Source organism: Paenibacillus taichungensis (genome assembly GCF_047302525.1).
Taxonomy (GTDB): Bacteria; Bacillota; Bacilli; order Paenibacillales; family Paenibacillaceae; genus Paenibacillus; species Paenibacillus taichungensis_B.
Genome location: NZ_CP168020.1, coordinates 3,299,895 through 3,324,092 on the forward strand (window position 1 = coordinate 3,299,895; position 24,198 = coordinate 3,324,092).

Consider the following 24,198-nt stretch of genomic DNA (forward strand, 5'->3'; position numbering starts at 1 on the left):
ATAAATTTAATTTATAGTGTGATTAAAGTAAGCTGTATTACTTGAAGCATAAATTGTTGGAAAATATGAACCTCCAAAAGGAACAGGATGTATGGAGTATTTTATTTTTGTTTGGGGGGTCACAATAACTCTCTTACTGCTGCTAAACATATCATATGAGAAAGAAGCAGTCACACCCTTTTCTTTCCCAACTCCCTTAGTTTTATAGTCTGCTTCTTTATAGCTAATGCTATTTGGTAGTGAAGACTTGTCCGAATCAGGCAACTTAAACTTAACAGATTGTATAGTCCCTGTTCCTCCAGAAGTGTCTGTACCTTTTTGAACTTTAATATTATTCATAACCATATCAAATGGAGCTGCAATGATGTCAGATCCAGGGATAGCATAATTCAAAATAGTAAACATCATACCCACGCCTCCAGTGAGATAAGGGTTTACTGTGTATTCTGTTATGTTATGCTTTGGTACTGTACTGTAGATATCAAAATCGGTTGATAAATCCATAACCCGAAATTTCACTTCAATTTCATTTACTTGTGCCGGATAGTATAATGGACTTGGATAAAGTCTATTTATTGTATCTAGACGTGACCAGGCTGTTATACTTTCCTTGCCACGATCGATTTTAGGATTGTAATTAGCCTTCGCAGTAACTACTGCTGTGCTCAATGAAGTATCGTTAGAATTCACATTGCTATTATCCCAGTGGAGTAAATTTGCATATGATTCACCCTTATACCAATATTCTCCGTCTGAACCTGAAGAAGCAGCATGAGAGATATTACTAAAAGGAAGAAATAAAGCACTGACAAGAGCTACACTGAGTCCCAAAAAACTCAACTTTCTAAAATTATTCATACTTAACCACCTGCGTTCTCAAGTTGTATTTTTTGTATCTCTTCATTTAGGAAGCTCGTATCTCCAAATGTTAGATAAGTTAGTTCTTTGTCTCCCAGATTGCCCATTGTCAAACTAAAGTACCTCTGACCAGTTTCAACAATAGCTCCTATCCCTATAATAATATCTTTTGTTTCCCCAGTTCCAAGTGTCATCTTAGCATCTAAAGGTCCATATACAAAAGTTTCTCCTGATTCCAGTTTAGCCTTAGAAATTATAGACTCATTTAAAGTTAACTTACTTGTTTCTCCTAATAAAGTGATACTGCCAGATCCTTTGACAGAGAAGAATTCGCCTTCTGGTGTCATTGTGAGCTGAAGGTTAATATCATTATTATTAGTGACCATTGTTCTCAGAAATGTTCTCTGATTATCAATTGTCTCTCTATTCAATTGTTGGTTTAGATCGTTTTTGAGATCATCAGGGAGAGCATCTACGTACTCCTCAGTTGCATTCATGGTAATTTCGCCATTACTTTGAACTTTCGTTCCAGTTTCATCACTGAATCCCGTCCCTATTATCACCGCAAAACTAATCATAAAAGATAAAAATATTAAAGCGCCAAGAAACTCCTTCTTCTTCAACAAAAATCCTCCTAGAAAAAAATTAACGCCATTTAAAGTGTTGAGATAGAATATGTATTCACTCCTTTTTATCCAGAATCTTTTAAAAAGACGTGAATAAGAATTTAACATATCAACTAATTACAAGTAAAACGTAATTAATACCAAAACAGATGATTTACCCCATTTTATTCATTGTAAATCCGTTCCCGCTAACTCCTGCGCTGCAAGCGTAAGACGCCTATTCCTCACGTACTGAGTTACGGTCACACCAGTTACTACATGAAACATGCGCTGAAAATGATATTTGAACTCATTACTAACCTAGCACTGTCCTCAATCTCAATCGGCAAGTGCGGATGTTGTTCCACATAATCAATGGATTGACGAAGCAACTTAAGCATCTCCAAGATCTCGCATCTCCTTTCTTGTTGTTCCATAACATGGGGATATTTTCATGTATTATGGTACTTAATGAGGCTTTAAGTGTACCTGCTGAATATTTAGATATACATCTAATCGGTAATCGGACTATGTTCTTGTCCATTCCGGCAATCGGTACAAGTTCTTGTCCCAATAAACTCTTCATAACTGTACATTCACTCACTGTCTCCCCTTTCATAATCTCCAAGGACTTCTAGGTTTCTGTTTATTCCAATCGCAATTCTTGAAATTAAGTACTTTATCTCTAGCGTGACATTTTTATTATGTATTTTGAACTTAGATATGCATCTAATCGGTTATCGGAATATGTTCTTGTCCATTCCGGTAATCGGTACAAGTTCTTGTCCTTCGACAAATTTGCATTTGAATTGTTCCATCTTTTTTAATAAAAAAACGCTGGGTATGACCAGCGTCAACAAATTATCACTTCACTCTTTCGGAAATATTTTCACTTATTTCTTCAGGATTATCAACACCAATGATCAACTTTGATATTTCGAACTTACCAACTTTAAAGTTATTCAAATCTAAATGAAGAGTTTTAAGCTCATTTTCAAAAAAGTGTAGTTGATAACCACTATTTGATCTAAATAACCCATTTCTCATTTCTCCTAATAAAGCACCATATAGTTTAAAAGCATTTGGTATCGGTCTACCTGTTGTTATTCCTTTGATTGAAGAGTATGGAATTTGCAACCCTTTATCTAATTTTAAAAAGGGTGAGTTTCCAAAGTCGATATTTACGTAGGTTTCCATTAGTTGAATTTTACGTTCCATATTTTGATTCCCCCATTTTCTTTTCAAATAATCCATTTATTTCACAACCCATAATTACATATAATACCACAAAAACCTCTTTTGTTCATGAAAGTCTAAGCACTGCCATCCGCGCCTTCGCGGGTTACGTCCTCCTTTTTATATTTCATTTCCAATCACCTAATAAAGAACCTACGCGTGTAGCATGTAGTGCTTAAACAGGGACTTATCTTTAACCTAAACACTAAGAAAATACTATATTTTCACTGGACAATTAGTTTATTTTTCCTACACATTTGTTAAATGAAATTGCATGAAACTTAGTTGGATGTTTATCTAATCGGTAATCGGCTCATGTTCTTGTCCTTTTCGGCAATCGGTACAAGTTCTTGTCCTCGACTCGGGACAAGAACTTGTACCGATAAAATCATGACCACCCGTCCAACGGGTGGTTTGCTCTTGGGGTATAACCCCCTGTTGCCAAACTGCGCCTAAAGACGCTAGCCTGACAGCAAATCTGTTCAGGCTCAGTGTTATTTGCCGCTTTCACTTACCAGTTAAACTGGTTTTACTTCTTTTTGCTCCTATTACTGCTAAATGGATCTTCGTATTCTTTTATACTCAGCTTATCTACCGCTTGATCATGTGCTTCTTGCTCACGAATATACTTTCTTACCGTTGCTTCGTTTAGACCCACTGTGCTCACATAGTACCCTTCTGCCCAAAACTTTCGATTACCGTATTTATACTTCAACTTAGCATGTTTTTCGAATATCATGAGCGAACTTTTTCCCTTTAGATATCCCATGAACGTTGAGACTGCAATTTTCGGTGGAATCGCTACCAACATGTGGACATGATCGGGCATCATGTGACCTTCTATAATCTCTACACCTTTGTACTTACACAAACGTTTGAAAATTTCGATTAAATCTTTCCTTACTTGATTATAGATTTCTTTCCGTCTATACTTCGGGGTAAACACAATGTGGTATTTACACATCCACTTTGTGTGAGCTAGGCTGTAGCTCTTGTTTGCCATCAATGACCATTCCTTTCTTTTGAGCCTGAACATCTCAATTTTATTGGAATGGTCTTGGCGGTCAAACCCTCGATCCCTCCACCCGCATAGCGGGTGGTTTTTTGTTTCGCGCGTTTCACGCACTCAACTGGCTAAAGCCATAAAACAAAAAAGCCGCTAAATTAGCGACTTCAATAGGAATATGTTCTTGTCCCTCGACAACTACTCATGTTCCCTAAATAGAATAAACCTTTTCTGGATACATGATTACCTTGCCGATCAGTTCTTTTCTTTCCATTAAAAGCTCAAACATTGCTGGACCCTCTTCAAGTTCTTTACCTGGGAATGGTGCGGATACACAACTCCATGATCCCCACACGGTTAACTCACTTCTTAGCACTTTCTCAAAATAAAATCTTTCCATCGCAACGTCTGCATACGGGATACCTAGGAATACAACTCCGCCGCCTTTTTTGGCGTATCCAAACACAGTTGCTGCTGTTTGTGGCGTCCCAGCTGCTTCAACTACAATATCTGCATTCATGCCATCCGTATACTCAGCAACCTTTGTCAGAATTATCTTCATTCAGAGAATTAATCGTATAATCAGCGCCTAATTCCTTCGCAATTTGAAGTTTTTCATCGTCATATCAACCGCGATTACTTTTTTCGCACCAAATATTTTTGCCCATTGAACAGCAAACAACCCAATGGTCTGAATCAGTTTAAGCTAAAGCTTAAGTTGTCCATTATAACCAGTAGAGTTCCTGTTTCTTTCCATTTTTCCAGTTGCAATTTGATAAGCATCTGCCCCCAAGAAGAGAAGTTTAGGAGGACTTGAATCTTTTATACAGTTAAAAGATGAGTAGTGAGAAATATGTCCCTAAAGGTATACAAAAAAAGGATCGTCAACATTTCTGCAACGATCCCTATTGTCAGCCGCTAGTTGAAACAGCAGTTGATCACTTTGATGCCTTCTTATTTTTATTGAACTAATGTTTCCCGTTAGTTTAGTGAATCAAAGGAGCCTCCTCCCTTCTAAACAGATAACCTTTCTAGGTACCGCGCTACAAGGGCCAGTCTCAATTTCACACTGAGTGAGGCTATAAGGAGAGGCAAAGCTGTTTCCCCATGAGTCACCCCCTACCGCTGAACCTTTTGATCGCTTCCTCGGTCACCGGCTTGAAGAGGTTAATGAGGTTGCCGTCGGGATCACGGAACAACACAGCACGGTTCCCCCACGGCATCGTGGTCGGTTCCTTTACCCACTCGTCGACAAACGGCTTCAAGCGCTCGTATTCGGCATCGACATCATGGACGAGGAACTCGAGTATGACAGTGCGATTGTCGGCCGCCACTGCGGAACCAATGCCGAACAGCGGCACAGTATGGGAGTGACCGATCGCCAGGGTGCACGATGGCACAACGAGTTCGGCAAAGGCTGGCGCGGGACGTTCCGCCGAAACACCCATGACTCTCTCATAGAACTCAACAAGACGATCCACATCGTCGGTAATGATACGTACAGAAGCAAAATTCATAAAATACCATCCTTCCTATAATAAATGATACAGTATCATATCATTTTTTGGGCAAGAACAAGCTCTCCACCCCATTATGTTTACCTAATCGATAATAAACTAACGCTACTGACAACGGTATGTCAGTAGCATTTTGACATTTTCTCTGCTAAAGTTGTTACCCGTTTATATATTCTGCCTATTAGTTGAATAACGGCCGATCTCTAAAGGAGAATCCACCACTAACCAGTTAAAAAAATCGGCGATAAAGTTCTCTCCGTCGCTCCCCGCGCAGTTGAGCATAAATTTGTGTGGTTGATGCTTTTTCATGCCCTAGCATGCCTTGGATAAAATCTAAAGGTGCTCCATTATCAAGCAACTGACAGGCATAGGTATGACGAAAACGATGAGGATACACATTTGCCTCTACTGCTCCGCGAGAGGCTAAACGCTTCAATGCCCATCTGAGCGTTGGAATGGCCATTCGCTTCACTGGATGGGTATCTGTTACAAATAAGGCTTTACACGAGTCTTCGCGACTGTCTAAATACTTTTTTAACCATACTTTACACTCCGTGGTGAAATACACTTCTCTCTGCTTCGCCCCCTTACCGTTTACAATGGCAGAGCAGTTTTCCCAGTTCAAGTCCTCAACGTTTAACTTCTCTACCTCACACTGTACTATATAGAAACTCAAGCAGTTCTCTCAGATGAATAACATCTTCTTCCATCAAAAACTTAGGTACTCGTTTCTCCATTTTTGATTCACGCAGTTTCAGTGAAGGATTGTTAGGCAAATAGGTTTCTTCATATGCAAATCGAAATAAGGATCGAACAAAGCGGATACGGTGCCCTAAGCTGCTTGGCTTCAAACGATCCGATTGTTTAACTAAGTATTCTTTCAAGAGATACTGAGTTACCCTTGAAATACCTACATCCCCGAGATCTGTAACCAGCATCTTCAGTTGTAAAGCATAAGCTCGCAACGTATTCGGGCTAAACCCTTGGATTCGTTTATCTGCCTCATAATGATGCCAAAGTTCACTTGAAATCATAGTAAAGCCTCCTATTAGAGCAATTAATTCTAGTTTGCTTCTAATAAGAGGTTTTAGACTGGGTCTATTCAACTAGAGTTTTCCGTTAGCGTAATCTTGTTTCTAAGTAGTAATCACAGTAATATCATCTACCTTATAGCCATTAAGACCATCTCGTCGAAACGTCATTTGAACTGTTTCTGGCCGCTCTCCTTTCATCACTGTCATTTCTAAAATAAAATTAGCCTCCAGATTATCCGAACCTTGGATTGGTAACACGTGGACGTTCGCGTACAAAAAGTTGTCGTGGTACTTTTGACGAAGAGTACTCATTATTTGAGGATTTAATTCAATTATCAATTCCTGCTCGATTAACGAGCATTGCGTTGTGTGTGTTACTGAAAGAGTTTCTTCGCCTGAAGCTGGAATTTTGATTAGCGAAGTTAACCCGAGCGCTAGAACGATTGTCAAAATTAGCTTTATCAAATACAAGCACCTCGTAGTTGGGATATTTTATTTTCCCCAAAATGAAGAGTTGAATACGGTTTTGAACTATTAGTCCATTACATCAACAAAGGCAACCAATCATGTAGATCGGCTGCATCCTTGGTTTTATTGAGCTGTAGCTTCCCGTTAGTTTAACGAGTTTTAATAATTCCTTGCCAGTTAGGAGGCAAGTCATAATCCCTAATGTGCTTATACTCAAGAACCATTACTGATCCGGAGTTATCTAAACTAAACTTCATCGAGTCGAGTCCAACATCCAAATGAGGTCCTACGTACGGGATTGTTATAACCTGAACATCAATATGCGAAGAATGATATTTAACGTCTACATCAGTTCCATCCAAAAAAGGCGTAAACGTAGGTGATACAGTTAATTTATTTGTATAGTATTGGTTAATCTGTTCCTGTATTTTTGGAGCTAACAAAGTAAGTACAAGCCGTTTCAATGGTTCATCGTTTGGCCTTGCACAAACGGGCTGTATTGTCATCAAGAAAATGATGACTGTTAGCAATGATCCGATAAATATTTTCATTTCTGAAACCCTCATCCTCAGCACTTTTAAGGGTATTTTTCACTAAATGAAGAGAATTTATTATTGTCCGTTAGATGAAAAAAAGCAGCCGATCAGATTGGTCAGCTGCTTTCTTAGTTGTATAGAGCTATCGTTTCCCGTTAGTTGAATAGAAAAATGATTATCAATCAGCCAATTTTAATAATCTTATCAAAGCTGTATGAATCTTTGTCATAGCCATTATGCTCGTAGAAAGCATAGGCACCAGTTCGTTTCATCCCGGTACATAAAATAATGCTGGATATTCCGCTGTCTTTCGCATAATTTTCAGTGTATCGTAGCAGTTCAGTTCCTACTTTATGACGTTGAAAATCATTATGAACAGCAAGTCCGGTTATATGCAGATAACCATTCGCAGACCCTACTGCTAATACATGGACTATAGATATGAAACCAACAACATCATTCCCAAGTAACGTTAGCTTAATGAAACAGATAAAATATTCTAATCGACATTGATACCATGTTCCCAATCTTTTCAGCAATGGAACTGAGTTCTTGCCTTCAGAAAGCGAATTGTGCTTTTATCTCTCCACATAAGTTCTGTCATGATAATATTTAGATAACAATCTAATCCGAAATGACACAATATTCTTGTCCTTTTCGGCAAAGGAACCAAGTTCTTGTCCTTAGCTTGGGACAAGAACTTGGTTCCTTAAAACAAAAAAGCCGCTATAATAGCGACTTGTATGGAACAATGTTCTTGTCCCGCGACACATTTACAATTTGTTCGTAGAAATAATCTAAGTGATCCTCAATTATCAAAGGAGCCTCCTCAGATATATTAATATTTCTTATAAATCGCCCTGCGAAATGAGATGCAGAACGCCCCCCCCCTTCCTTACTGTATATGCTGCTCCTCATTATCACAGATTGCAATATTGAACATGGGGGAACATCCGCCTTTCATCGATATCGACTCTGAATTTCACTCTCGAATATACTATTTTAGCATAGGTTTCGGAGTCGAATTGGGATGAATTGCATTATTCAGACCCTAAAACGCAGTTCAAGCTCAAAAGTCGCCACATTGGCGACTCTTGAGCTTGAAACCTTCTCCATCCATTCCTATGAAAAATCCGGTCTGTTATTCTGTTTTTTTGGGCATAGCACGGCGGTAATATCGTATTACCTTGCGATACATCGTCTTGTCCTTTAATTGATTGAATATAAATGGGTCCGGTTTGACATTCACCTCTATAATCCAGGGTTTCAGACTGTGGTCAAGGCCGATATCCACACCGATTTGCATTAGATAAGGGTACTTTTTTTTCATATGACGAGCTATGCGCAGGCTAAGCTCATTCATCTCCTGAACCAGTTCATTCCTGCGTTTTGTGGATGCATGCGATTGTAGCAGCTTGTGAATATCCATCGGTGTACCACCACTATGATAATTGGTTACGATTTTCTTTGGATGACCCAGTCGGCCGATGATTCCGGTAGCTTCCCAATGTTTGGTCGGGCTTAGCTGTATCATGACTCGGATGTCAAAACGTCTGTTATTGTGCTTAAGCAGATGGATTCCTCTCTGAATCAGATAACTTCTTTTATGCACCAAACGAGTCAGACTGCTATAAAACGATTCAAAGCTGTCAAACGTCAGGCGTTTTTGCTCTATCTGATAGACAAAATGTTGATGACTGTCCATCTCGGCCTTAATAACACCCATCCCGAAAGTACCTCTCTCGGGTTTGACATAGACCATTCCATATTTGCTGATCATGGATTTCAGATTCGTTTTGTTATATTTCTGTGTGTCGGGGATAAACGGTTTAATTGATTCATTATTAATGATCAATTTTGTTTTTAACCACTTGCTTCTTAACGGCTGCAATTTATCAACTCCCATGTCGTAAACTCTCCCTTCAGCAACCGCATCAAAGCTCGCTGTTTGATCAAGATCCTGCATGCATTATATGTAATACCGATAAAGGAACCCTCAACAAAAGCCTCTATTCGTAAAAAATGTATAATTGCACATGCCCTGACCAAAACACTTTTGCACACATACCATATAATAAGTCATCACGATTTGTGCAAGGAGTTGAGAAGATGTCCGTCCAGCGTGGACTCCGGTTGAATAATGCCCCTAAGATTGATGTTCTTATACCAGCGATCGAGAAAGATTTGGCTACCCTTCCCCTCGTCATCGATAACATTCGCCGTTATGTAAAGCATCCCATTGGAAGCATATATATTGTTTCTCCGGTCAGCACCAAAATCAGAAAACTTTGTTCCCGTAAAAACTGCATTTTTGTTAATGAGCGATCCGTCCTGCCTATAACCAAAAACGAGATACACTACCAGTCCTCCCGATGGAATCGGTCAGGCTGGTTATATCAGCAGCTGCTCAAAATGAACGGAGATTCCATTGTGAAGGCAAAGTACTTTCTAGTCATGGATGCGGATACCGTACTGATTAAACCTCATTCATTTAATGTAGAAGGCAAAACAGTATTTTACTGTCGTGACTGGAGCCAGCCGGAATATTTCAATACCTACAGCAAGTTGTTAGGCATGAAAGCTCCGCGTCCCCGCTCTTTTGTCACCCATTATATGCTGTTCGACAAATCTAAACTCTCTGCCTTGAAACAGAAAATTGAAGCGGTTCATAAGCTGCCATGGTACAAAGCGATCATCTCCAATATCAATAAGAAGAAGCAGTTTGGTTTCTCCGAGTATGAAACGTATGCCAATTTTATGTATACGAAGAACCCAGGCAGCATGGTCCTTAGAAGTTCCATGAATAAAAGTCTGAATGTGAACGCTTCTTCGTTAAAAGAGCAACAAATCCGTAATCTGGCTCTTAAATACCGTTCTCTTTCCTTTCATAAACGGAAAATCTATAGTAAAGCTCCCTGAGCTTAAGGAGGAAGCCCATGCATATCGTACTGCTGTGCGGCGGCTCTGGCAAAAGGCTCTGGCCGTTATCCAATGAGCTTCGCTCCAAGCTGTTCATAGATATACTTCCATTACCCGCTGGAGGTAGGGAATCCATGATCAGCAGAGTATGCCGCCAGCTTGACAGTTCATCCCTAACGGATTCAACGCTCATTATTTCACATCAGGACCAGGCTAATATTACGGCTCGACATACTCAAGGCAAAATACCAGTCATCGGGGAACCTTATAAACGAGGCACTTTTACTGCGGCGGCCTTAGCGACGTTATATCTGCAATCCTTCCGGATGGCCAAAGATGACGATGTGATCTGTATCGCGCCAGCTGATGTGTTCGCAGGTGAAGATTTTTTCGGCAACTTCCAATTACTGCCGGACATATTGAAACATTCTCAAGCCGATATCGCTTTAATTGGGACAAGGCCTACACATCCTTCAGAACAGTATGGATACATCCTGCCGGGTGGGGAAGAACGTAATGCTTATGTGCCCATAACACAATTTATAGAAAAACCCGAAGCCACCATTGCTGAAACTCTGCTACAACGTGGGGCACTATGGAACTGCGGTGTGTACGCGTTCACCGTCGCGTTTATGATATCCCATATTAAAAAAATGGGGCTGCCGGTTCATTATGATCAATTGTCGTCCCTGTATGAAGCGTTGCCTGAACGCAGTTTTGACAAGCATGTTGCAGAAAAGGCGCAGCGGGCCGTAGTCCTACCTTATAAGGGAGTATGGCAGGATATCGGAAGCTGGGATACGCTGTGTGCACAGTTAGATTCCCATGTATTCGGACACGGTGGAATCTCGGGCTCTTCCTCCGATTCCTATATTATTAACGAGCTTCCCTACCCCATCCAAGTCATTGGCGTGCCAGGTATTATCGCTGCCGCAAGTCCGGACGGCATTCTCATTGCCAACAAAAATAATTCAAATGAAATTAAAGCGCAATTGGGCAGCTTGCCATTAAAACCGATGTATGGTGAAGCAACCTGGGGCAGTTATCGTGTCATTGAGAGTTCGGTAGAAGATGAAAATACAACTGTAACCACATTAAACATAACAGTTCTACCGGGCAAACATATCGGGTTGAAATGGCACCGGGCAGGATGTAGAGCGTGGACGATACTTGCAGGCAGCGGTCAATTGCTTATCAACGGACAGGTCACACAGATGACTCTGGGCACTCAGTTCGCGATGATCTCGGAGAGCGTCTATTCTATTTTCGCTGAAACCAGGTTGGTCTTCCTTGAAGTACAGATCGGCGAACCCGAGGATGAGAACAACATCCTTTTTGAAGAAGAAGACTGGAATATAATCGTAGAACGCGCAGGGTCGTATAACTATGGAGTATAAATTGAACCGTTCAAATCTTAGCCCCGTCCATTCGTGGGGGCTATTTGCTTTGCGTATCGATCGAAACATGGGGTAAAACCAAATATCAGTGTGCTAGGGGAATATGTTCTTGTCCCTCGACATTTTTGTACATAAAGTTATTATATTCGGGTTGCTCATACATTCGCCTCTATTCTTAGAAATAAATGATTTCGAATTCAGTTTATCTATCTTTACATATGAAGAAAAAGCCAACATTTAAGCGCTGGCTTTTTATTATAAATCGTTTTAAACTTCTTCTTATCTGCTGCACGATCTCCAGTTGAAGCTTTCCAGCCTAAATAAATGTCTCATAAACTCGTTCAACAATTTTATGATCTGATAATATGACTATTCCCTCGATGAGATTGTTAGCCATTGTACTCGTTCAGTTTCTTCCATCGTTTCAATACTTTATCGCAATTTATTTTTTTGCAATTATATTTTCAGGGTCAATTTTTAAGATGCGGATGTAACAAGCCTCTTTCCTTTTCTTTTAAATGGATCAAACTATAAATTTGAGCTAATAGTAACAAAATATCTATATCAATCGGGTCTAATGAAGAGGCATGTTCTAATAGTTTGATTGAGGCCTCATAATTGCCTTGCCTCTCAAGCAACTTACCTTTGAAATAAAGCGCAACAGTATTATTTGGATCAAAACTTAATATTGAATCTAAATAATATGCTGTTAATTCAAATTGATTTTCTTCAAGATAAATTTTTGCGATTTGTAACCTTACATCGTAATCTTCAGGTTCTGATATTAGGATCTTTTTAAAATCGATAATAGCTTCCTCTTTTTTTTCCATATGCTTTAACACTAATGCTTTGTTATACATTGCATTAGTTGATGACGGATCTATCTGTAAAGCCCACTGAAATTCGTCGAGCGCTTCTTGATTATTGCCCAATTCATGGAAAATCAATCCTAGGTTAATGTGGGCCTCTTCTTGATTAGTATTAAGTGCTAATGATTTTTGATAGTATTCTATTGCTTTCTTATATTCCTCCTTTTTTTGATAACAAAGGGCAAGATAATACAAAGCATCTTCAGAATTTGAGTTTATCATTACTGCACGTTTACAAAAAATTAGTGCATCTTCAGTATTGCCTAATTGTAAATAGACATAACCTTTATTGAAGTATAATCTTTCCCATGTAGGGAATAGTCTAATTGCCCTGTCGTAAACTTCAATTGCGGCATTATATTCTTTTAACTCTGTAAGACATCTTCCCATATAATTCAGTGTATCTTGGATATCTATATTATCATTGAGAGCTTTTTTAAAGTAAACTAATGCTTCATCATAGTGAGTCTTAGTACTAGAGGTCAATAAGCTGTCCGAGTGGAGCAGATCTGTCAGTTGCTTACCAATATCGGCTATCCGTCAATAATATCTCGATTCAACAGGGTAGTTGAATCATTATATATTTCTTTTCTAATCATCCGGCTTTTTTATTTTACTCGAGGTGCTCTAGGGAACTGAGCTGCTCCCTCTACTTCTTCTGCTTTACAGCTCTTTTCTGAGTCATCCTGCTCAAAAAACACTTTGATAGTTGTTCCTTAAGTCACTGTCTACTCAACAGAAATATGCGAAGGACCAGTACCTTTCCAAGAACATTTGAGCTATAAAAAGACAAGAATCTTTATCCCTCGAATCATATTGAATGAAATAATTATTGGATTTTATTATTTACCGTTAGTAACCTGATTGTTTCCTTTCGGAATTTCACAAAAATCAAATCTCGAACTTTCGAACTTAGGCTTTGGCGAACGATAAAAAACGTGAGGAATTTTAGATCCGATAGCCCGTTCAAATGGTTTCGACGGTACCTTTCCACGAAATAAATGAACTTCAAAAATTTGTATCATTAAAAAAGCTGACGATTCTTTAATTCAAAAACCGCGTTAAATCAACGACTCCAGTCTAATTCTTTATTTCCACCGAACATTTAGTGTTATCTATATTGTGCTGCTTTAGACAGTTTTGGACCCTATCCCATACTGAAAGTACTTAGGGGTGCAATGGACATGCAATTCAATTCCCACACTAGCAGCAATTTGCTCAATCTCTTTATCGCCAAAGAAATTCTTTACTATAGTAGCATGATCACCATTATTAAGCTTCCGAACCATCGTTTGCCCAGATGTCCCCACTACATGAGACTCACGGGTTCCTGCTACTTCTCGATCATCGATAAAGAACATTTTCCCTCCGGGCTTCAAACAGCGTGATACCATGGTGAAGAAGCTCGCCAGTCTCTCTCTGGGTAAATGAGATATCCAAAAAGTAAAAGCAACTGAATCGTATAACTGATCCGGAGACCAACTGAAAAGATCTGCAATGATCGTTCTTACATTGAGTTCAGATACTACCGGATTATGCGAAAGCATTTCTTCGGAACCGTCTACAATGGTCAATATAAGGGCTTCTTTTAAGAACAGACTACTCCAAGTGCCAGTCCCCGCCGCAAGTTCAAGAAAGTCACCATGAAAATGTTCAGCTTTAAAAGCATCCTTAATCGTACTGATCTCATCGAACCAGATTTGATTGGCTTCGTCTCCTTGATTAAATGTGCCTCGACGGTACCACCAGTCATCATACTCTGGGGCTCGTTCTTTATAATATTTCAACTGATCCTGAAGCTGCTGATCTGTCACACTTTCGTACGAAGCACCGTTGGTTTCCTTGCTGTTCACGCAAACATCTTTCCTTTCTCTTATCAGGGCTTAAGTCAATGATTTTTCCATTAATATAAGTCCTAATAAAATTAAATTTTCACATACTTTCGTTGAATATCTCCTCGCCAGAATTCAGCTTCCTACATAGTAAAACCGGTCAATTGGAAGCAAGCACTTCTGGTTCGCGTTTGACCCGTTCTCAAGGTAACGAAAACGAATTATCCAGAACACTCTCTGCTTCAATTCCCTGCATTAATACTCTGTGTAGTATTGTTTATATTATAATCATAGATACAACATTTATATGATTCATCAACTTTAAAACTTGAAATTATTTATTCTAAAATCATTATGTAATTCGCATTCAATATAGATGTTCTAACGTTGTTTCTTTAGGTAAAGTTTTGATTCTTGCTATATAAGTTGAACTAAAGATTAGAAAACTATGATAAGGATTTCGTGGCTACTTGTCGACGTAGCGACTTTGAAAGGAACAATGTTTGTGTCCCGCGACAACGAATGATACCCAGTAGCAATCCTAACAATGTTTCGTCCAATATAGTTATACATCCCCCCCCATCCTCTTGCCAATAGACATAATATAATGGGCATAAACCGTTCTGTAAGTAAGTTGAAGTATAATTGTACCGTTCTTCCTGTTCGATCCATTGTCGCTCTGTGTAGAGCGTTTGAATGGTTCTACAAAGTCACTTCTACTAAGCTTACAGCATGTAAGATAATCAGCATCACCTAAATTACCGATCGGACTGCGGAAAATAAAAACGTCACCTTGCCGGGCAACACCCAGCGCTCTACTTGAGCGCGATCTTCTTCAAGCTTTCGGTGACTGACCAAAACCAGACAGCTTGGCCGAATGTCGTTATCCCGGCACAAAATCAAGCGATGCTTGTTCAAAATAATAGGTGAGACACAACTAGCACTCCCTTTAACTCCACCAGATTCACAAGGCCAGTTCTGAATGTCAACCCGGCAGCACGTTTGGGTATTTTCAACGTAATTGGCAGGACGACGATAGCCATAGCGTCCCTGATGTTCATCATAAATGGAGTCTATACGGAGTTTCAGGTCTGCTTCGGAGCCGAGGATATCAATCAGCTTAATCTCGTTCCCCTCATTGTCCGTCCAATCGGATCGTACAGAAACACATTATTGCGGTTTTTTCAATGTGCGTAAGTGCATCAGGATTTCGTTTTCAATGTCTATAGGGTGGATAGCTGGTGCCTTGATCCAAATCAATTTTGATTATATTGATATTATAATTCACCTCTAGTACAGCATCAGTCTTTGAATTGTGAGCAACACGGGCTTTTAATATTGCAGGATTTCTTAAGTATACCAAGGCCTAAATGCTCAATATCAAATAATTCTCCAGACGAGATTTTGTTGCCGTATGCGGCATATAGATCATGATTTTCCTATCCGGGTCATTGGGGAATTGAAGGGTAATATGTTCAAACTCCATTGCACCAAGAGTAGGATGACAAAGCTTCTTATAACCGTCAAGAGTGCTGGACGCCTCATGATGCTGCCACATCCTTACGAAATCGGTACTTTCTCTCTTAAGATCGTCGATTAACCTCTTAAATGAAACATCCTGAAGATAGCGGGCTCTCGATGTGCGGAACTCGGCAACGATTCTCTGCGAGACGTATTCCCAATTCTCTAAGCCTTCTCTCCAAACAGGGTCAGTGAATTGGCGCCACATCAAATTGTAATCATGTGGCGGAGACGGCTCGGAAATTGTAAAAACAGCTTCCGCCGCTCTATTCCAAGCCAGAAAATCCAACTTTCTTCCGATCACATAGGCCGGATTAGGGTTGAGTTCGTCCAGCATCATCTGGACGGATGGGCTGATTATCTCTTCTGCACCATTCAATTGAGGAGGCAGCGACTCTCCTGAGAGCAGAAAGAGATGGCGTCGCTCATTGGGCGTTAACTTGAGCGCCGAAGCTAGACTCTCCAGCACACTCACTGAAGGGCTGCTATCACGTCCTTGCTCAAGCCGCGTATACCATGAAGGGCCTATGCTGGCGAGTTGAGCGACTTCTTCACGGCGTAAACCTCGTGTCCGGCGACGACTGCCGGTTGGCAGTCCGACATCACGCGGAGAGATAGACGATCTTAAATTTCGCAAAAAACTACCTAGGGCTAACCGGCGTTCACTATCATTCAACTGGAATCCTCCTTATCCTATCACTTCGAAACCTACCATAAAGCGGGTTCTCGTCCTGAGTTAATAGCCAAAGTATACTCAAGGTGATTAATGATATCAATATGCCTAAGGCAAAGGAGAATCAACATGGAAAATATTTCAGGACAATTGTTAATGGACAAAGTGGTAATGGTTACTGGCGCCGGACGGGGGATCGGAGCTGCGGCAGCAAAACTATTTGCCGAGGAAGGAGCTTCCGTGATGCTCGTCTCGCGAACGGAATCAGAGCTGCGGACAGTCAGAGATGAAATCACGGCAACTGGCGGAAATGCAGATTATTTTACAGCCGATTTGTCGGATGCAAGCAGTGTCGAAGAAGCCGTTAAGGCCACAGTGAGACGGTATGGCCGCCTTAATGCCGCTTTCAACAACGCAGGCATCGTAGTTACGGTGGCCTCGTTGGTCGATGAAAAAGAAGAAGATTTTGACCTGATACAATCTGTGAACTATAAAGGAGTCTGGTTGTCCATGAAAGCCCAGATTAAGGCTATGTTGGAGACCTCGGGATCAGGAGCTATTGTTAATAGCAGCAGTGTAGGCAGCTTAAAGGGAAATCCGGGCTTGGGGGCGTATGGAGCCGCCAAACGTGGGGTTAACAGCCTAACTCAAACGGCTGCCATTGAGTACGGACCGGCGGGCATTCGAGTCAATGCAATTGCCCCTGGCACGACGATGACGGATATGATTCAGCAATGGGTTTCCATTAACCCTAAAATTATTGAGCAAATCAGCGCCAAGACGCCCCTTCGGCGTCCTGCCGAACCGATTGAAGTCGCTAATGCTGCGGCCTGGCTGCTTAGCGATCAAGCTTCCTTTATTACAGGGGTAATCCTGCCAGTAGACGGCGGTCTGAGCGCATAAAAGTTGCCCATCCCCTTCCCATATGTTCCGTTCGACCGTGGGAAGGAGTTTGCCTGTTATGCCAATCTGGAAGCCACACCTGTTTTACAGGTGTATTTTGCAGCCCCTATTCCTCCTGGCAACAGGCTCAAATGAGAATGCCAATGGTCTTTTGCGAGAATTCATTCCTAAAGGCACGGATTTCGCTCAAATGACAGACGAAGCTTTATGCCGTGTTCTTTATCTGATAAGCCACAGACCACGGAAATGTCTGGGCTGGAGGATGAAAAAAGAAGCTGCAACAAAAGGTCCGGGTAACGCCAAACCTCTTGATGCAGCTTCTTTTGTATTTCTACTCGTTTTGCACAGCGAATTCATAATAACTTTAAGCCTTGCGAAGCATTTGTCTCTCGGTTAGCTGTGAAAGCATATCCTTCGTCATGGCCTTCAGGTCGTAGCGGGCATGAAATCCCCATTCTGTTTTCGCTGCCGTCGCATCAATGGAATGCGGCCAGCTATCGGCAATCGCCTGTCTCTTCGGATCAACGTCATAATCGAGGATAAAGCCGGGAAACTCATCCCGAATCGCTGCAGCGATCGCCTCCGGATCCACGCTCATTGCGGTGACATTAAATGAATTTCGGTGCATCAACCGGGAAGAATCCGCTTCCATCAATTCGATGATAGCGTTCAGGGCATCCGGCATATACATCATGTCCATGTTTGAGTCCTTGGCGATATAAGATGTATACCGGCCAGCCGTCACGGCTGCGTAATAAATTTCCACCGCGTAATCCGTCGTTCCTCCGCCGGGAGGCGTCATATAAGATATCAAACCCGGGAATCGCAGCCCCCTAGTATCCAGGCCGTATTTGTGAAAATAATAATCACAAAGCAGTTCGCCGGACACTTTGTTCACGCCGTACATCGTATTGGGCCTCTGGATCGTATCCTGCGGGGTATTGTCTTTCGGAGTCGAAGGACCAAAAGATCCAATGGAGCTTGGAGTGAAAAATTGGCAGCCGAGCTCCCTGGATATTTCAAGTGCATTCATCAATCCGCCCATATTCAAATTCCAGGCAAGCAGCGGTTTCTCCTCTGCGGTAGCCGACAGCAGCGCAGCCAAATGGATGACGGTATCAACTTCGTACCGCTTGGCGATTTCGAACATCGCCTTATCATTCGTCACGTCCAGCAGCTCGAATGGCCCGGATCGGGTAATTTCGTGGGCTGATGACCTGAGATCCGTAGCAACGACGTGATCCGCACCATAAATTTCACGTAATTTAACAACTAACTCAGAACCGATTTGGCCCAGTGCTCCGGTCACCAAAATCTTGTTCATAAGACATTCCTCCCGAAATATACTCCCGCGAATGCAGCTAAATCAGCTTCATTTCCTTGCCAACTTTCTCATAAACGGAGATCACCTGGTCGAGCATCTCCTTGGTATGGGCAGCTGTCGGCATGTTGCGTATTCTTCCGGTTCCTTTCGGAACCGTCGGAAACACGATTGCCTTGGCGTAAACGCCTTCTTCATAGAGTCGTTTGCTGAACTGTTGGGTGGTTACTTCATCGCCAATGATACAAGGTGTGATCGGCGTTTCGCTTTGGCCTACATCATATCCAAGCCGGCTCAAGCCATTTTTCAAATCATTGCCGTTCTCCCACAGCTTCTCGATCAGTACTTTGTCATTCATCAAAATGTCGACAGAAGCGCTGCAAGAAGCGATTGCAGCCGGAGGTAGCGATGTCGAGAACAGAAACGGACGGCTTCTCAGCTTCAACCATTCGATCAGTTGTTTTTTACCCGCCACATAACCGCCGACAACGCCGATCGCCTTGGAAAGAGTACCAATTTGAAAGTCAATGCGGTCGGACAATCCAAAATGCTTCACGGTTCCCGCACCTGCTCCGAGAACGCCCGAACCGTGGGCATCATCCACATAAGTAATCAGATCGAATTCTTCTGCTATTTTCACGATTTCGGGCAGCTTTGCTATATCACCATCCATGGAGAAAACCCCGTCGGTGATGACCATAATTTTATGGTACTGACCGGATTCCTTGGCATCTTTCGCCTGCTGTCTTAAATCATTCATATCCGAATGCTTAAAGCGAATCACCTTGGCTCTCGACAGGCGGCAGCCATCAATAATCGAAGCATGGTTCAGCTCATCTGATAAAATCGCATCATGCTGGTCCATTACCGCGGATATAGCAGCCATATTGCAGTTAAATCCCGATTGATACACGATAACGGCTTCCGTTTTTTTGAAACGGGCCAGTTTTTCTTCAAGCTCAATATGAAGATCCATCGTACCATTAATTGTTCTCACAGCCCCTGCGCCTGCCCCATATTTCTGCGACGCCTTAACTGAAGCATCAATCAGGCGGTAATCTGTTGCCAGTCCCAAATAGTTATTGGAAGACAAATTGATTAGGGACTTTCCGTCGATACGAATAACAGGACCATTTGCACCCTGCAGCGTATCGATGACGTTATATAGACCTTTAGTCTTTAGATCTTCGATGTTCGAACTTAAAAATTGGTCCAATGCTTGACTTGACATTCCATTCCCTCCTCGATATACGTATGTCCTCGTACAGGAGACATAGTATTTCTCCAAAAAACCCTGTTATAAAAGGAATTAAACTAATTTCAATGTATCATCTTTTTTATTTTTTGTACACATGTGGAGGACAAAAAATAAAAATATCCGCAAAAAACATAGCGATTGTTTCCCCCATTCCCGGAAGCAATCGCTACTAAATCTTTGCTTATATCTTTTGCTGCTCGGTAACTTCTTGTGCAGCCATTATTTCTTTTGCTTATTCCTTTAAATCAATCGATTTACCCCGCTTCAAACGGGATTCTTCCGCGGCAAACGCAATGAGATGACTCCGTACGGAAGCACTTGCCGAGGTCAGGCTCTCCTGACCACTATAGTTCCATAGCTACAAACTCCTTAAGGTGCTAGTATTACCATGCCAACAGCGCTGTTCGGATGATCATGTTCGCCTGTAGCAAAAGCTGCCTCTTCAATATAATAGACACTCGTTTCTTCCGAAAAATGTCGACGCCATCATGCGAGAAACGGGTGGCCGCGGAGTCGATGTCGTGTTCGACACCATCGGCGGCAACACATTGTCGCGAAGCCCCGACACGCAAGCACTCCTTGAACGAAGCTATTTTTCAAGCCCTTGCGCAAAGGGATACTGCCTTAGCAAAAGAAATCATGCATCAGTCCCAATGGAATATCAATGAAGGTGTCGTCAGCATCGCGAAGGGCTGACAACGGCGAAGCACTTATACGCTCATTATTATTCATTAATTTTACAATGAAGTAACAGCTCTTTCCTGAAATGGTGAAAAAAAGACCTACAACATTTAAAATGTACCCTATAAGATGGACTTTTTTCAAAGTGTCCATCTTATAGGGTACATTTTATCGGATGAGCGGTCTTTTTATTTTACTTCTTATAACTGATTGCCGTGTTAATCCCCACTTCTTGGTTTAAGGATCATCGATTGAATTTCTTATTTAGCATTTTCATACTGATTAAAGAACGGTTCTTTTTATTTAAAAGTTAATACTCAATGCTACTGGATGAACTGCGCTCATCAAAGTTGTATTTGAATGCAACATCGGAAGAAGACTGATCCTTCATCTGCTCAATTTCTTTCCAAGATGGTACGCTAATTTTTTTGCTCTCTTCCCTGCTACCTCTAACCAAGAACAGAAGAAATTATCACTGAATTGCATGACTAGTTTTTCAAGAACCCAGGAAAGAATCTCCACATCAAGCCTTTGGTGGATTTTCATTTGGTAACTGACAACTTGATCAGAGAAATACTCCAGATTATCCCTAATAATTAGTGGTGCAGCATGAAAACTAGTCCAGATTGCCTGAATGAAATACCTTTATTTCTTCAGGGTCATCCTTAACTCGACAACAAGAAAGTATTGTTGTCCTACTGGTAGGACAAACATGATTCAATTTGAGATCATGAAATACTAGAAGAATGGGTGCTACTGCCCTTAACCACGTGTGCGAAACGGTGCCTGCTTTATGCCTCATCTATACATAGGCTTACAGTTTATTCTCATTCTGTAAACGAAAAACTTCCCTTGCTGTTTCTATAAAAGATAACATGATTGGTGAAAGCCACTTGTCTTTATGCCACAACATCTGTGTATACACCCGCAAATCCGGAATTTGCCATGGAAGAACAACAAGTTCCCCGCGTTCAACTTCGGCTTCTACAACGATTTCAGGAAGAAAACCGATACCGATTCCCGAGATCGCACATTGTTTAATGGCCTCGGCACTTTGAAACTCTAGATACGTGATGCTATCAATGCCCTCTTTCTCAAATGACCGATCAAACATCGTTCGATATGGACAACCTTTTTCATTGGTCAGGAACACTTCTTCATGAAAATCTTCCAATTGCAGCACAGTTCGTTTGGCGAGTGGGTGATCTGGAGCAGCTAACAATCGGAAATTTTCTTCCAGCAAAGGTTCCACGGAAAGTCCACTCGAGCGAATGGGTTCATCCAACATATAAACAATATCCGTGGTTCCCTCAAAGAGCGTTTGCTTGAGCTCTTGATTCGGAACTGAGCGGAAGATTAGACGAACTCCCGGATGCTGCGAACGAAACCGTTGGAAGACAGGTGGAAGCCGGTAGGAACAAATAACCTCATTCGCACTTATCGTTAAGGTACCAGTTAGTTTTTCATTATCATGGACAGCACTACGAGCTTCGTCCATTTTTTCAAGAACGCCTTGGGCGTGTGTTAAAAAGCGTTTACCCGCAGTTGTGAGCGCGAGTTGCTTGCCCAACCGATCAAAGAGGCGAACACCTAGCTCATCTTCCAATGCTTTAATTTGCATCGTGACGTTGGAAGGAACGTAGCTCAGCACTTCTGCTGCCCGCGTGAAATTCAATGTTGTTGCAACCGTACAAAACGTATTCAGTTGACGCAATTCCATCCGATGCTCCCCCTTCATCTTTCAATTTTATTGAATGCTATCTTGAATTCTATTCACTTTTATTGAGAGTATCACAGCTCTATACTGAGCACAAGAGATCACAGTGAACATGTGGTTTTTCATTTTGAAGGGAGCGACTATACGATGGACTATGAAATTTTTAATTTGGGTGATGTACTCTTACAATCAGGAGTGACGTTAACAAATGCTTTTCTTGCTTATAAAACATACGGAAAATTAAATGAACAGAAGGATAATGTTATTGTCTATCCAACGGCTTTTGGGGATCAGCATGTTCAGAATGAATGGCTCATTGGCAGCGAGATGGCACTCGATCCAGAGAAATATTTTATTATCGTTCCCAATTTGCTGGGCAATGGGCTATCTTCCTCTCCCAGTAACACGCCTCCTCCATTTGATCGGGCTAACTTTCCACAGGTAACCATCTATGATAACGTTCGATTCCAGCACCAACTGCTGACCGAAAAATTCGGTATTCAAAAGATTGCTCTCGTCGTCGGGTGGTCGATGGGCGGCATTCAGGCATTTCAATGGGGGGCAAGTTACCCGGAGATGGTCAAACGAATCGCACCTTTCGGAGGCATCGCCAAACCTTGGCCTCACACATATGTAGTGCTGGAAGGTGTAAAAGCCTCACTGCTATCTGCAGTCGGCTTCGACTCAAGTAAATTAAACCAACTAAGTTCTACAGACATGCGTGCCGTTGGTCGGGTGTATGCGGGATGGGGACTATCACATGCGTTTTATAGAGAAGAGCTTTACCGTGAGATGGGATTTGACACATTGGAGGATTTTGTAGCTGGTGTCTGGGAAAATAGCTTTATGAATATGGATCCGCATAATGTTCTGTCCATGTTATGGACAGGCCAGCATGCAGATATTAGTGCCAACCCCTCCTATAACGGAGATTTCGATAAAGCACTTCAGAGCATAAAAGCTCTTGCCTGTATCATGCCGGGAAGCACGGATCTCTTCTGCACAGCGGACGATAATGAATACGAAGCTAAGCGTATACCTAATGCTGTCTTGAAACCAATCCAATCGATCTGGGGCCATTTTGCCGGTCGTGGAATCAACAGTGCCGATAATCAATTTATTGATGACAATCTAAAACACTTGTTGTCACTTAGCACTAAAGAATAGATCGTCACTTGCATTGGATGTCTGTCAGGCTTAGCAAGATTCCCTGTTCTTTAGCCCGGTTATATCTCTCATGAATTCATAACCTAACCGATCGGATTTGAGGTCACCAGAACTTACTGGTTCGACCTCTTTTTTCTGCGATCGTACTTCCTTTAACGAATTCAGTGAACACTGAAATTCTAATTTAATCCAAATTGAATGACGTTAAGTTCTGTAAACAAATGACTGTAGCATGTCTTAAATTTCAAAAAAAAACTTATTTTTTATCGTTCGCATACTTTGAAGTATGTTCACAAAATTCAACAATCCTGCCATTAAATGAAGATATTATTATGTGAGCATGTTTTTCCCTCGAGATAGGTTTCTTCATCAAACAAAAACCTTAAATTTATTTTTTCGATAACTTTCAGATTTCAATGTTTAGGATTCCATCTATTTTCTCTAATTCCCTTTTAATTGTATTGTCAATTTTGGTAATTGGCACAAGTTCTTGTCCTCAGCTCGGGACAAGAACTTGTACCCATATAATAAAAAAGCCGCTAAAATAGCGACTTTGAATGGAACAGTGTTCTTGTCCCGCGACAATAATCGAGCGACGTCTCTGCATATGCCTTTACATCTTTGTATTTATTTAGCTACACAGAATTCCATTATCCTGCCCGTTAGCTTAATTAGAAAAA

At 41.4% G+C, this 24,198-nt stretch carries 21 protein-coding genes and 2 pseudogenes; 5 read left to right on the forward strand and 18 right to left on the reverse strand.

The window, feature by feature from the left end:
* Window positions 1-6: 6 nt before the first annotated feature.
* From ACDJ58_RS14780 to ACDJ58_RS14835, 12 genes and pseudogenes are all read right to left on the reverse strand, one after another.
* The gene (locus ACDJ58_RS14780) at window positions 7-858 is read right to left on the reverse strand and encodes a hypothetical protein (RefSeq protein ID WP_413379139.1); all 852 of its coding nucleotides are present in this window, start codon (window positions 856-858) and stop codon (window positions 7-9) included.
* A gap of 2 nt (window positions 859-860) precedes the next feature.
* On the reverse strand, window positions 861-1,481 hold the full coding sequence (locus tag ACDJ58_RS14785) for a hypothetical protein (RefSeq protein WP_413379141.1): 621 nt from the start codon (window positions 1,479-1,481) through the stop codon (window positions 861-863).
* Between the two features lie 257 nt (window positions 1,482-1,738).
* The gene (locus tag ACDJ58_RS14790) at window positions 1,739-1,870 is read right to left on the reverse strand and encodes a hypothetical protein (RefSeq protein ID WP_413379143.1); all 132 of its coding nucleotides are present in this window, start codon (window positions 1,868-1,870) and stop codon (window positions 1,739-1,741) included.
* 457 nt (window positions 1,871-2,327) lie between these two features.
* On the reverse strand, window positions 2,328-2,681 hold the full coding sequence (locus ACDJ58_RS14795; protein ID WP_413379145.1) for a hypothetical protein: 354 nt from the start codon (window positions 2,679-2,681) through the stop codon (window positions 2,328-2,330).
* Between the two features lie 547 nt (window positions 2,682-3,228).
* Window positions 3,229-3,702: an IS200/IS605 family transposase gene (gene tnpA / locus ACDJ58_RS14800; RefSeq protein ID WP_413372396.1), complete on the reverse strand. Its 474-nt coding sequence runs from the start codon at window positions 3,700-3,702 to the stop codon at window positions 3,229-3,231.
* A 214-nt stretch (window positions 3,703-3,916) separates the two neighbouring features.
* Window positions 3,917-4,393, reverse strand: a pseudogene (locus ACDJ58_RS14805) (zinc-binding dehydrogenase); the annotation flags it as partial.
* A gap of 424 nt (window positions 4,394-4,817) precedes the next feature.
* A complete protein-coding gene (locus tag ACDJ58_RS14810; RefSeq protein WP_413379147.1) occupies window positions 4,818-5,222 on the reverse strand; it encodes a VOC family protein in 405 nt (134 codons plus the stop codon).
* Window positions 5,223-5,451: 229 nt separating this feature from the next.
* The gene (locus ACDJ58_RS14815) at window positions 5,452-5,847 is read right to left on the reverse strand and encodes a tyrosine-type recombinase/integrase (RefSeq protein WP_413379149.1); all 396 of its coding nucleotides are present in this window, start codon (window positions 5,845-5,847) and stop codon (window positions 5,452-5,454) included.
* 25 nt (window positions 5,848-5,872) lie between these two features.
* Window positions 5,873-6,256, reverse strand: coding sequence for a site-specific integrase (locus tag ACDJ58_RS14820; RefSeq protein ID WP_413379151.1), 384 nt, complete (start codon window positions 6,254-6,256; stop codon window positions 5,873-5,875).
* A gap of 617 nt (window positions 6,257-6,873) precedes the next feature.
* Window positions 6,874-7,275, reverse strand: coding sequence for a DUF3888 domain-containing protein (locus tag ACDJ58_RS14825; RefSeq protein ID WP_413379153.1), 402 nt, complete (start codon window positions 7,273-7,275; stop codon window positions 6,874-6,876).
* A 167-nt stretch (window positions 7,276-7,442) separates the two neighbouring features.
* The gene (locus ACDJ58_RS14830; RefSeq protein WP_413379155.1) at window positions 7,443-7,799 is read right to left on the reverse strand and encodes a GNAT family N-acetyltransferase; all 357 of its coding nucleotides are present in this window, start codon (window positions 7,797-7,799) and stop codon (window positions 7,443-7,445) included.
* Window positions 7,800-8,401: 602 nt separating this feature from the next.
* Complete coding sequence (locus tag ACDJ58_RS14835; protein ID WP_413379157.1) at window positions 8,402-9,166, reverse strand: YheC/YheD family protein; 765 nt, start codon at window positions 9,164-9,166, stop codon at window positions 8,402-8,404.
* Between the two features lie 203 nt (window positions 9,167-9,369).
* Between ACDJ58_RS14835 and ACDJ58_RS14840 the strand changes: the two genes are divergently transcribed.
* Window positions 9,370-10,179, forward strand: coding sequence for a DUF6492 family protein (locus tag ACDJ58_RS14840; protein WP_413379159.1), 810 nt, complete (start codon window positions 9,370-9,372; stop codon window positions 10,177-10,179).
* A gap of 17 nt (window positions 10,180-10,196) precedes the next feature.
* Entirely contained in the window at window positions 10,197-11,576 is a 1,380-nt protein-coding gene (locus ACDJ58_RS14845; RefSeq protein ID WP_413379161.1) for a sugar phosphate nucleotidyltransferase, read from the forward strand.
* A gap of 470 nt (window positions 11,577-12,046) precedes the next feature.
* Here ACDJ58_RS14845 and ACDJ58_RS14850 read toward each other — a convergent pair whose 3' ends face one another.
* From ACDJ58_RS14850 to ACDJ58_RS14860, 3 genes are all read right to left on the reverse strand, one after another.
* Window positions 12,047-12,931 carry a tetratricopeptide repeat protein gene (locus tag ACDJ58_RS14850; protein WP_413379163.1) on the reverse strand — a complete coding sequence of 295 codons (885 nt, stop codon included), beginning with the start codon at window positions 12,929-12,931 and terminating at the stop codon, window positions 12,047-12,049.
* Between the two features lie 644 nt (window positions 12,932-13,575).
* On the reverse strand, window positions 13,576-14,298 hold the full coding sequence (locus ACDJ58_RS14855; protein ID WP_413379165.1) for a class I SAM-dependent methyltransferase: 723 nt from the start codon (window positions 14,296-14,298) through the stop codon (window positions 13,576-13,578).
* A gap of 1,345 nt (window positions 14,299-15,643) precedes the next feature.
* Window positions 15,644-16,474: a helix-turn-helix transcriptional regulator gene (locus ACDJ58_RS14860; RefSeq protein WP_413379167.1), complete on the reverse strand. Its 831-nt coding sequence runs from the start codon at window positions 16,472-16,474 to the stop codon at window positions 15,644-15,646.
* A gap of 126 nt (window positions 16,475-16,600) precedes the next feature.
* Here ACDJ58_RS14860 and ACDJ58_RS14865 point away from each other — a divergent pair, with 126 nt between their 5' ends.
* Window positions 16,601-17,374 carry an SDR family NAD(P)-dependent oxidoreductase gene (locus ACDJ58_RS14865; protein WP_413379169.1) on the forward strand — a complete coding sequence of 258 codons (774 nt, stop codon included), beginning with the start codon at window positions 16,601-16,603 and terminating at the stop codon, window positions 17,372-17,374.
* A gap of 33 nt (window positions 17,375-17,407) precedes the next feature.
* Window positions 17,408-17,651, forward strand: a pseudogene (locus ACDJ58_RS14870) (IS30 family transposase); the annotation flags it as partial.
* 87 nt (window positions 17,652-17,738) lie between these two features.
* Here the strand turns inward: ACDJ58_RS14870 and ACDJ58_RS14875 are convergent.
* The 3 genes from ACDJ58_RS14875 to ACDJ58_RS14885 form a co-directional block, all read right to left on the reverse strand.
* The gene (locus ACDJ58_RS14875) at window positions 17,739-18,698 is read right to left on the reverse strand and encodes an L-threonine 3-dehydrogenase (RefSeq protein WP_413379171.1); all 960 of its coding nucleotides are present in this window, start codon (window positions 18,696-18,698) and stop codon (window positions 17,739-17,741) included.
* 37 nt (window positions 18,699-18,735) lie between these two features.
* Window positions 18,736-19,926: a glycine C-acetyltransferase gene (locus ACDJ58_RS14880; RefSeq protein WP_413379173.1), complete on the reverse strand. Its 1,191-nt coding sequence runs from the start codon at window positions 19,924-19,926 to the stop codon at window positions 18,736-18,738.
* A gap of 1,522 nt (window positions 19,927-21,448) precedes the next feature.
* Window positions 21,449-22,354, reverse strand: a complete 906-nt coding sequence (locus ACDJ58_RS14885; RefSeq protein WP_413379175.1) for a LysR family transcriptional regulator — start codon at window positions 22,352-22,354, stop codon at window positions 21,449-21,451.
* A gap of 144 nt (window positions 22,355-22,498) precedes the next feature.
* On the opposite strand from ACDJ58_RS14885, the gene ACDJ58_RS14890 reads away from it, so the two are divergent.
* A complete protein-coding gene (locus tag ACDJ58_RS14890) occupies window positions 22,499-23,518 on the forward strand; it encodes an alpha/beta fold hydrolase (RefSeq protein ID WP_413379177.1) in 1,020 nt (339 codons plus the stop codon).
* Window positions 23,519-24,198: the final 680 nt, after the last annotated feature.

What these genes read in the sequence shown, in the direction of transcription:
- ACDJ58_RS14795 (WP_413379145.1), bottom strand. Translation starts at nt 2,681, where the DNA reads ATGGAACGTAAAATTCAACTAATGGAAACCTACGTAAATATCGACTTT.
- ACDJ58_RS14825 (WP_413379153.1), bottom strand. Translation starts at nt 7,275, where the DNA reads ATGAAAATATTTATCGGATCATTGCTAACAGTCATCATTTTCTTGATG.
- ACDJ58_RS14885 (WP_413379175.1), bottom strand. Translation starts at nt 22,354, where the DNA reads ATGGAATTGCGTCAACTGAATACGTTTTGTACGGTTGCAACAACATTG.
- ACDJ58_RS14820 (WP_413379151.1), bottom strand. Translation starts at nt 6,256, where the DNA reads ATGATTTCAAGTGAACTTTGGCATCATTATGAGGCAGATAAACGAATC.
- tnpA (WP_413372396.1), bottom strand. Translation starts at nt 3,702, where the DNA reads ATGGCAAACAAGAGCTACAGCCTAGCTCACACAAAGTGGATGTGTAAA.
- ACDJ58_RS14845 (WP_413379161.1), top strand. Translation starts at nt 10,197, where the DNA reads ATGCATATCGTACTGCTGTGCGGCGGCTCTGGCAAAAGGCTCTGGCCG.
- ACDJ58_RS14865 (WP_413379169.1), top strand. Translation starts at nt 16,601, where the DNA reads ATGGAAAATATTTCAGGACAATTGTTAATGGACAAAGTGGTAATGGTT.
- ACDJ58_RS14890 (WP_413379177.1), top strand. Translation starts at nt 22,499, where the DNA reads ATGGACTATGAAATTTTTAATTTGGGTGATGTACTCTTACAATCAGGA.
- ACDJ58_RS14780 (WP_413379139.1), bottom strand. Translation starts at nt 858, where the DNA reads ATGAATAATTTTAGAAAGTTGAGTTTTTTGGGACTCAGTGTAGCTCTT.
- ACDJ58_RS14810 (WP_413379147.1), bottom strand. Translation starts at nt 5,222, where the DNA reads ATGAATTTTGCTTCTGTACGTATCATTACCGACGATGTGGATCGTCTT.
- ACDJ58_RS14875 (WP_413379171.1), bottom strand. Translation starts at nt 18,698, where the DNA reads ATGAACAAGATTTTGGTGACCGGAGCACTGGGCCAAATCGGTTCTGAG.
- ACDJ58_RS14880 (WP_413379173.1), bottom strand. Translation starts at nt 19,926, where the DNA reads ATGTCAAGTCAAGCATTGGACCAATTTTTAAGTTCGAACATCGAAGAT.
- ACDJ58_RS14840 (WP_413379159.1), top strand. Translation starts at nt 9,370, where the DNA reads ATGTCCGTCCAGCGTGGACTCCGGTTGAATAATGCCCCTAAGATTGAT.
- ACDJ58_RS14835 (WP_413379157.1), bottom strand. Translation starts at nt 9,166, where the DNA reads ATGGGAGTTGATAAATTGCAGCCGTTAAGAAGCAAGTGGTTAAAAACA.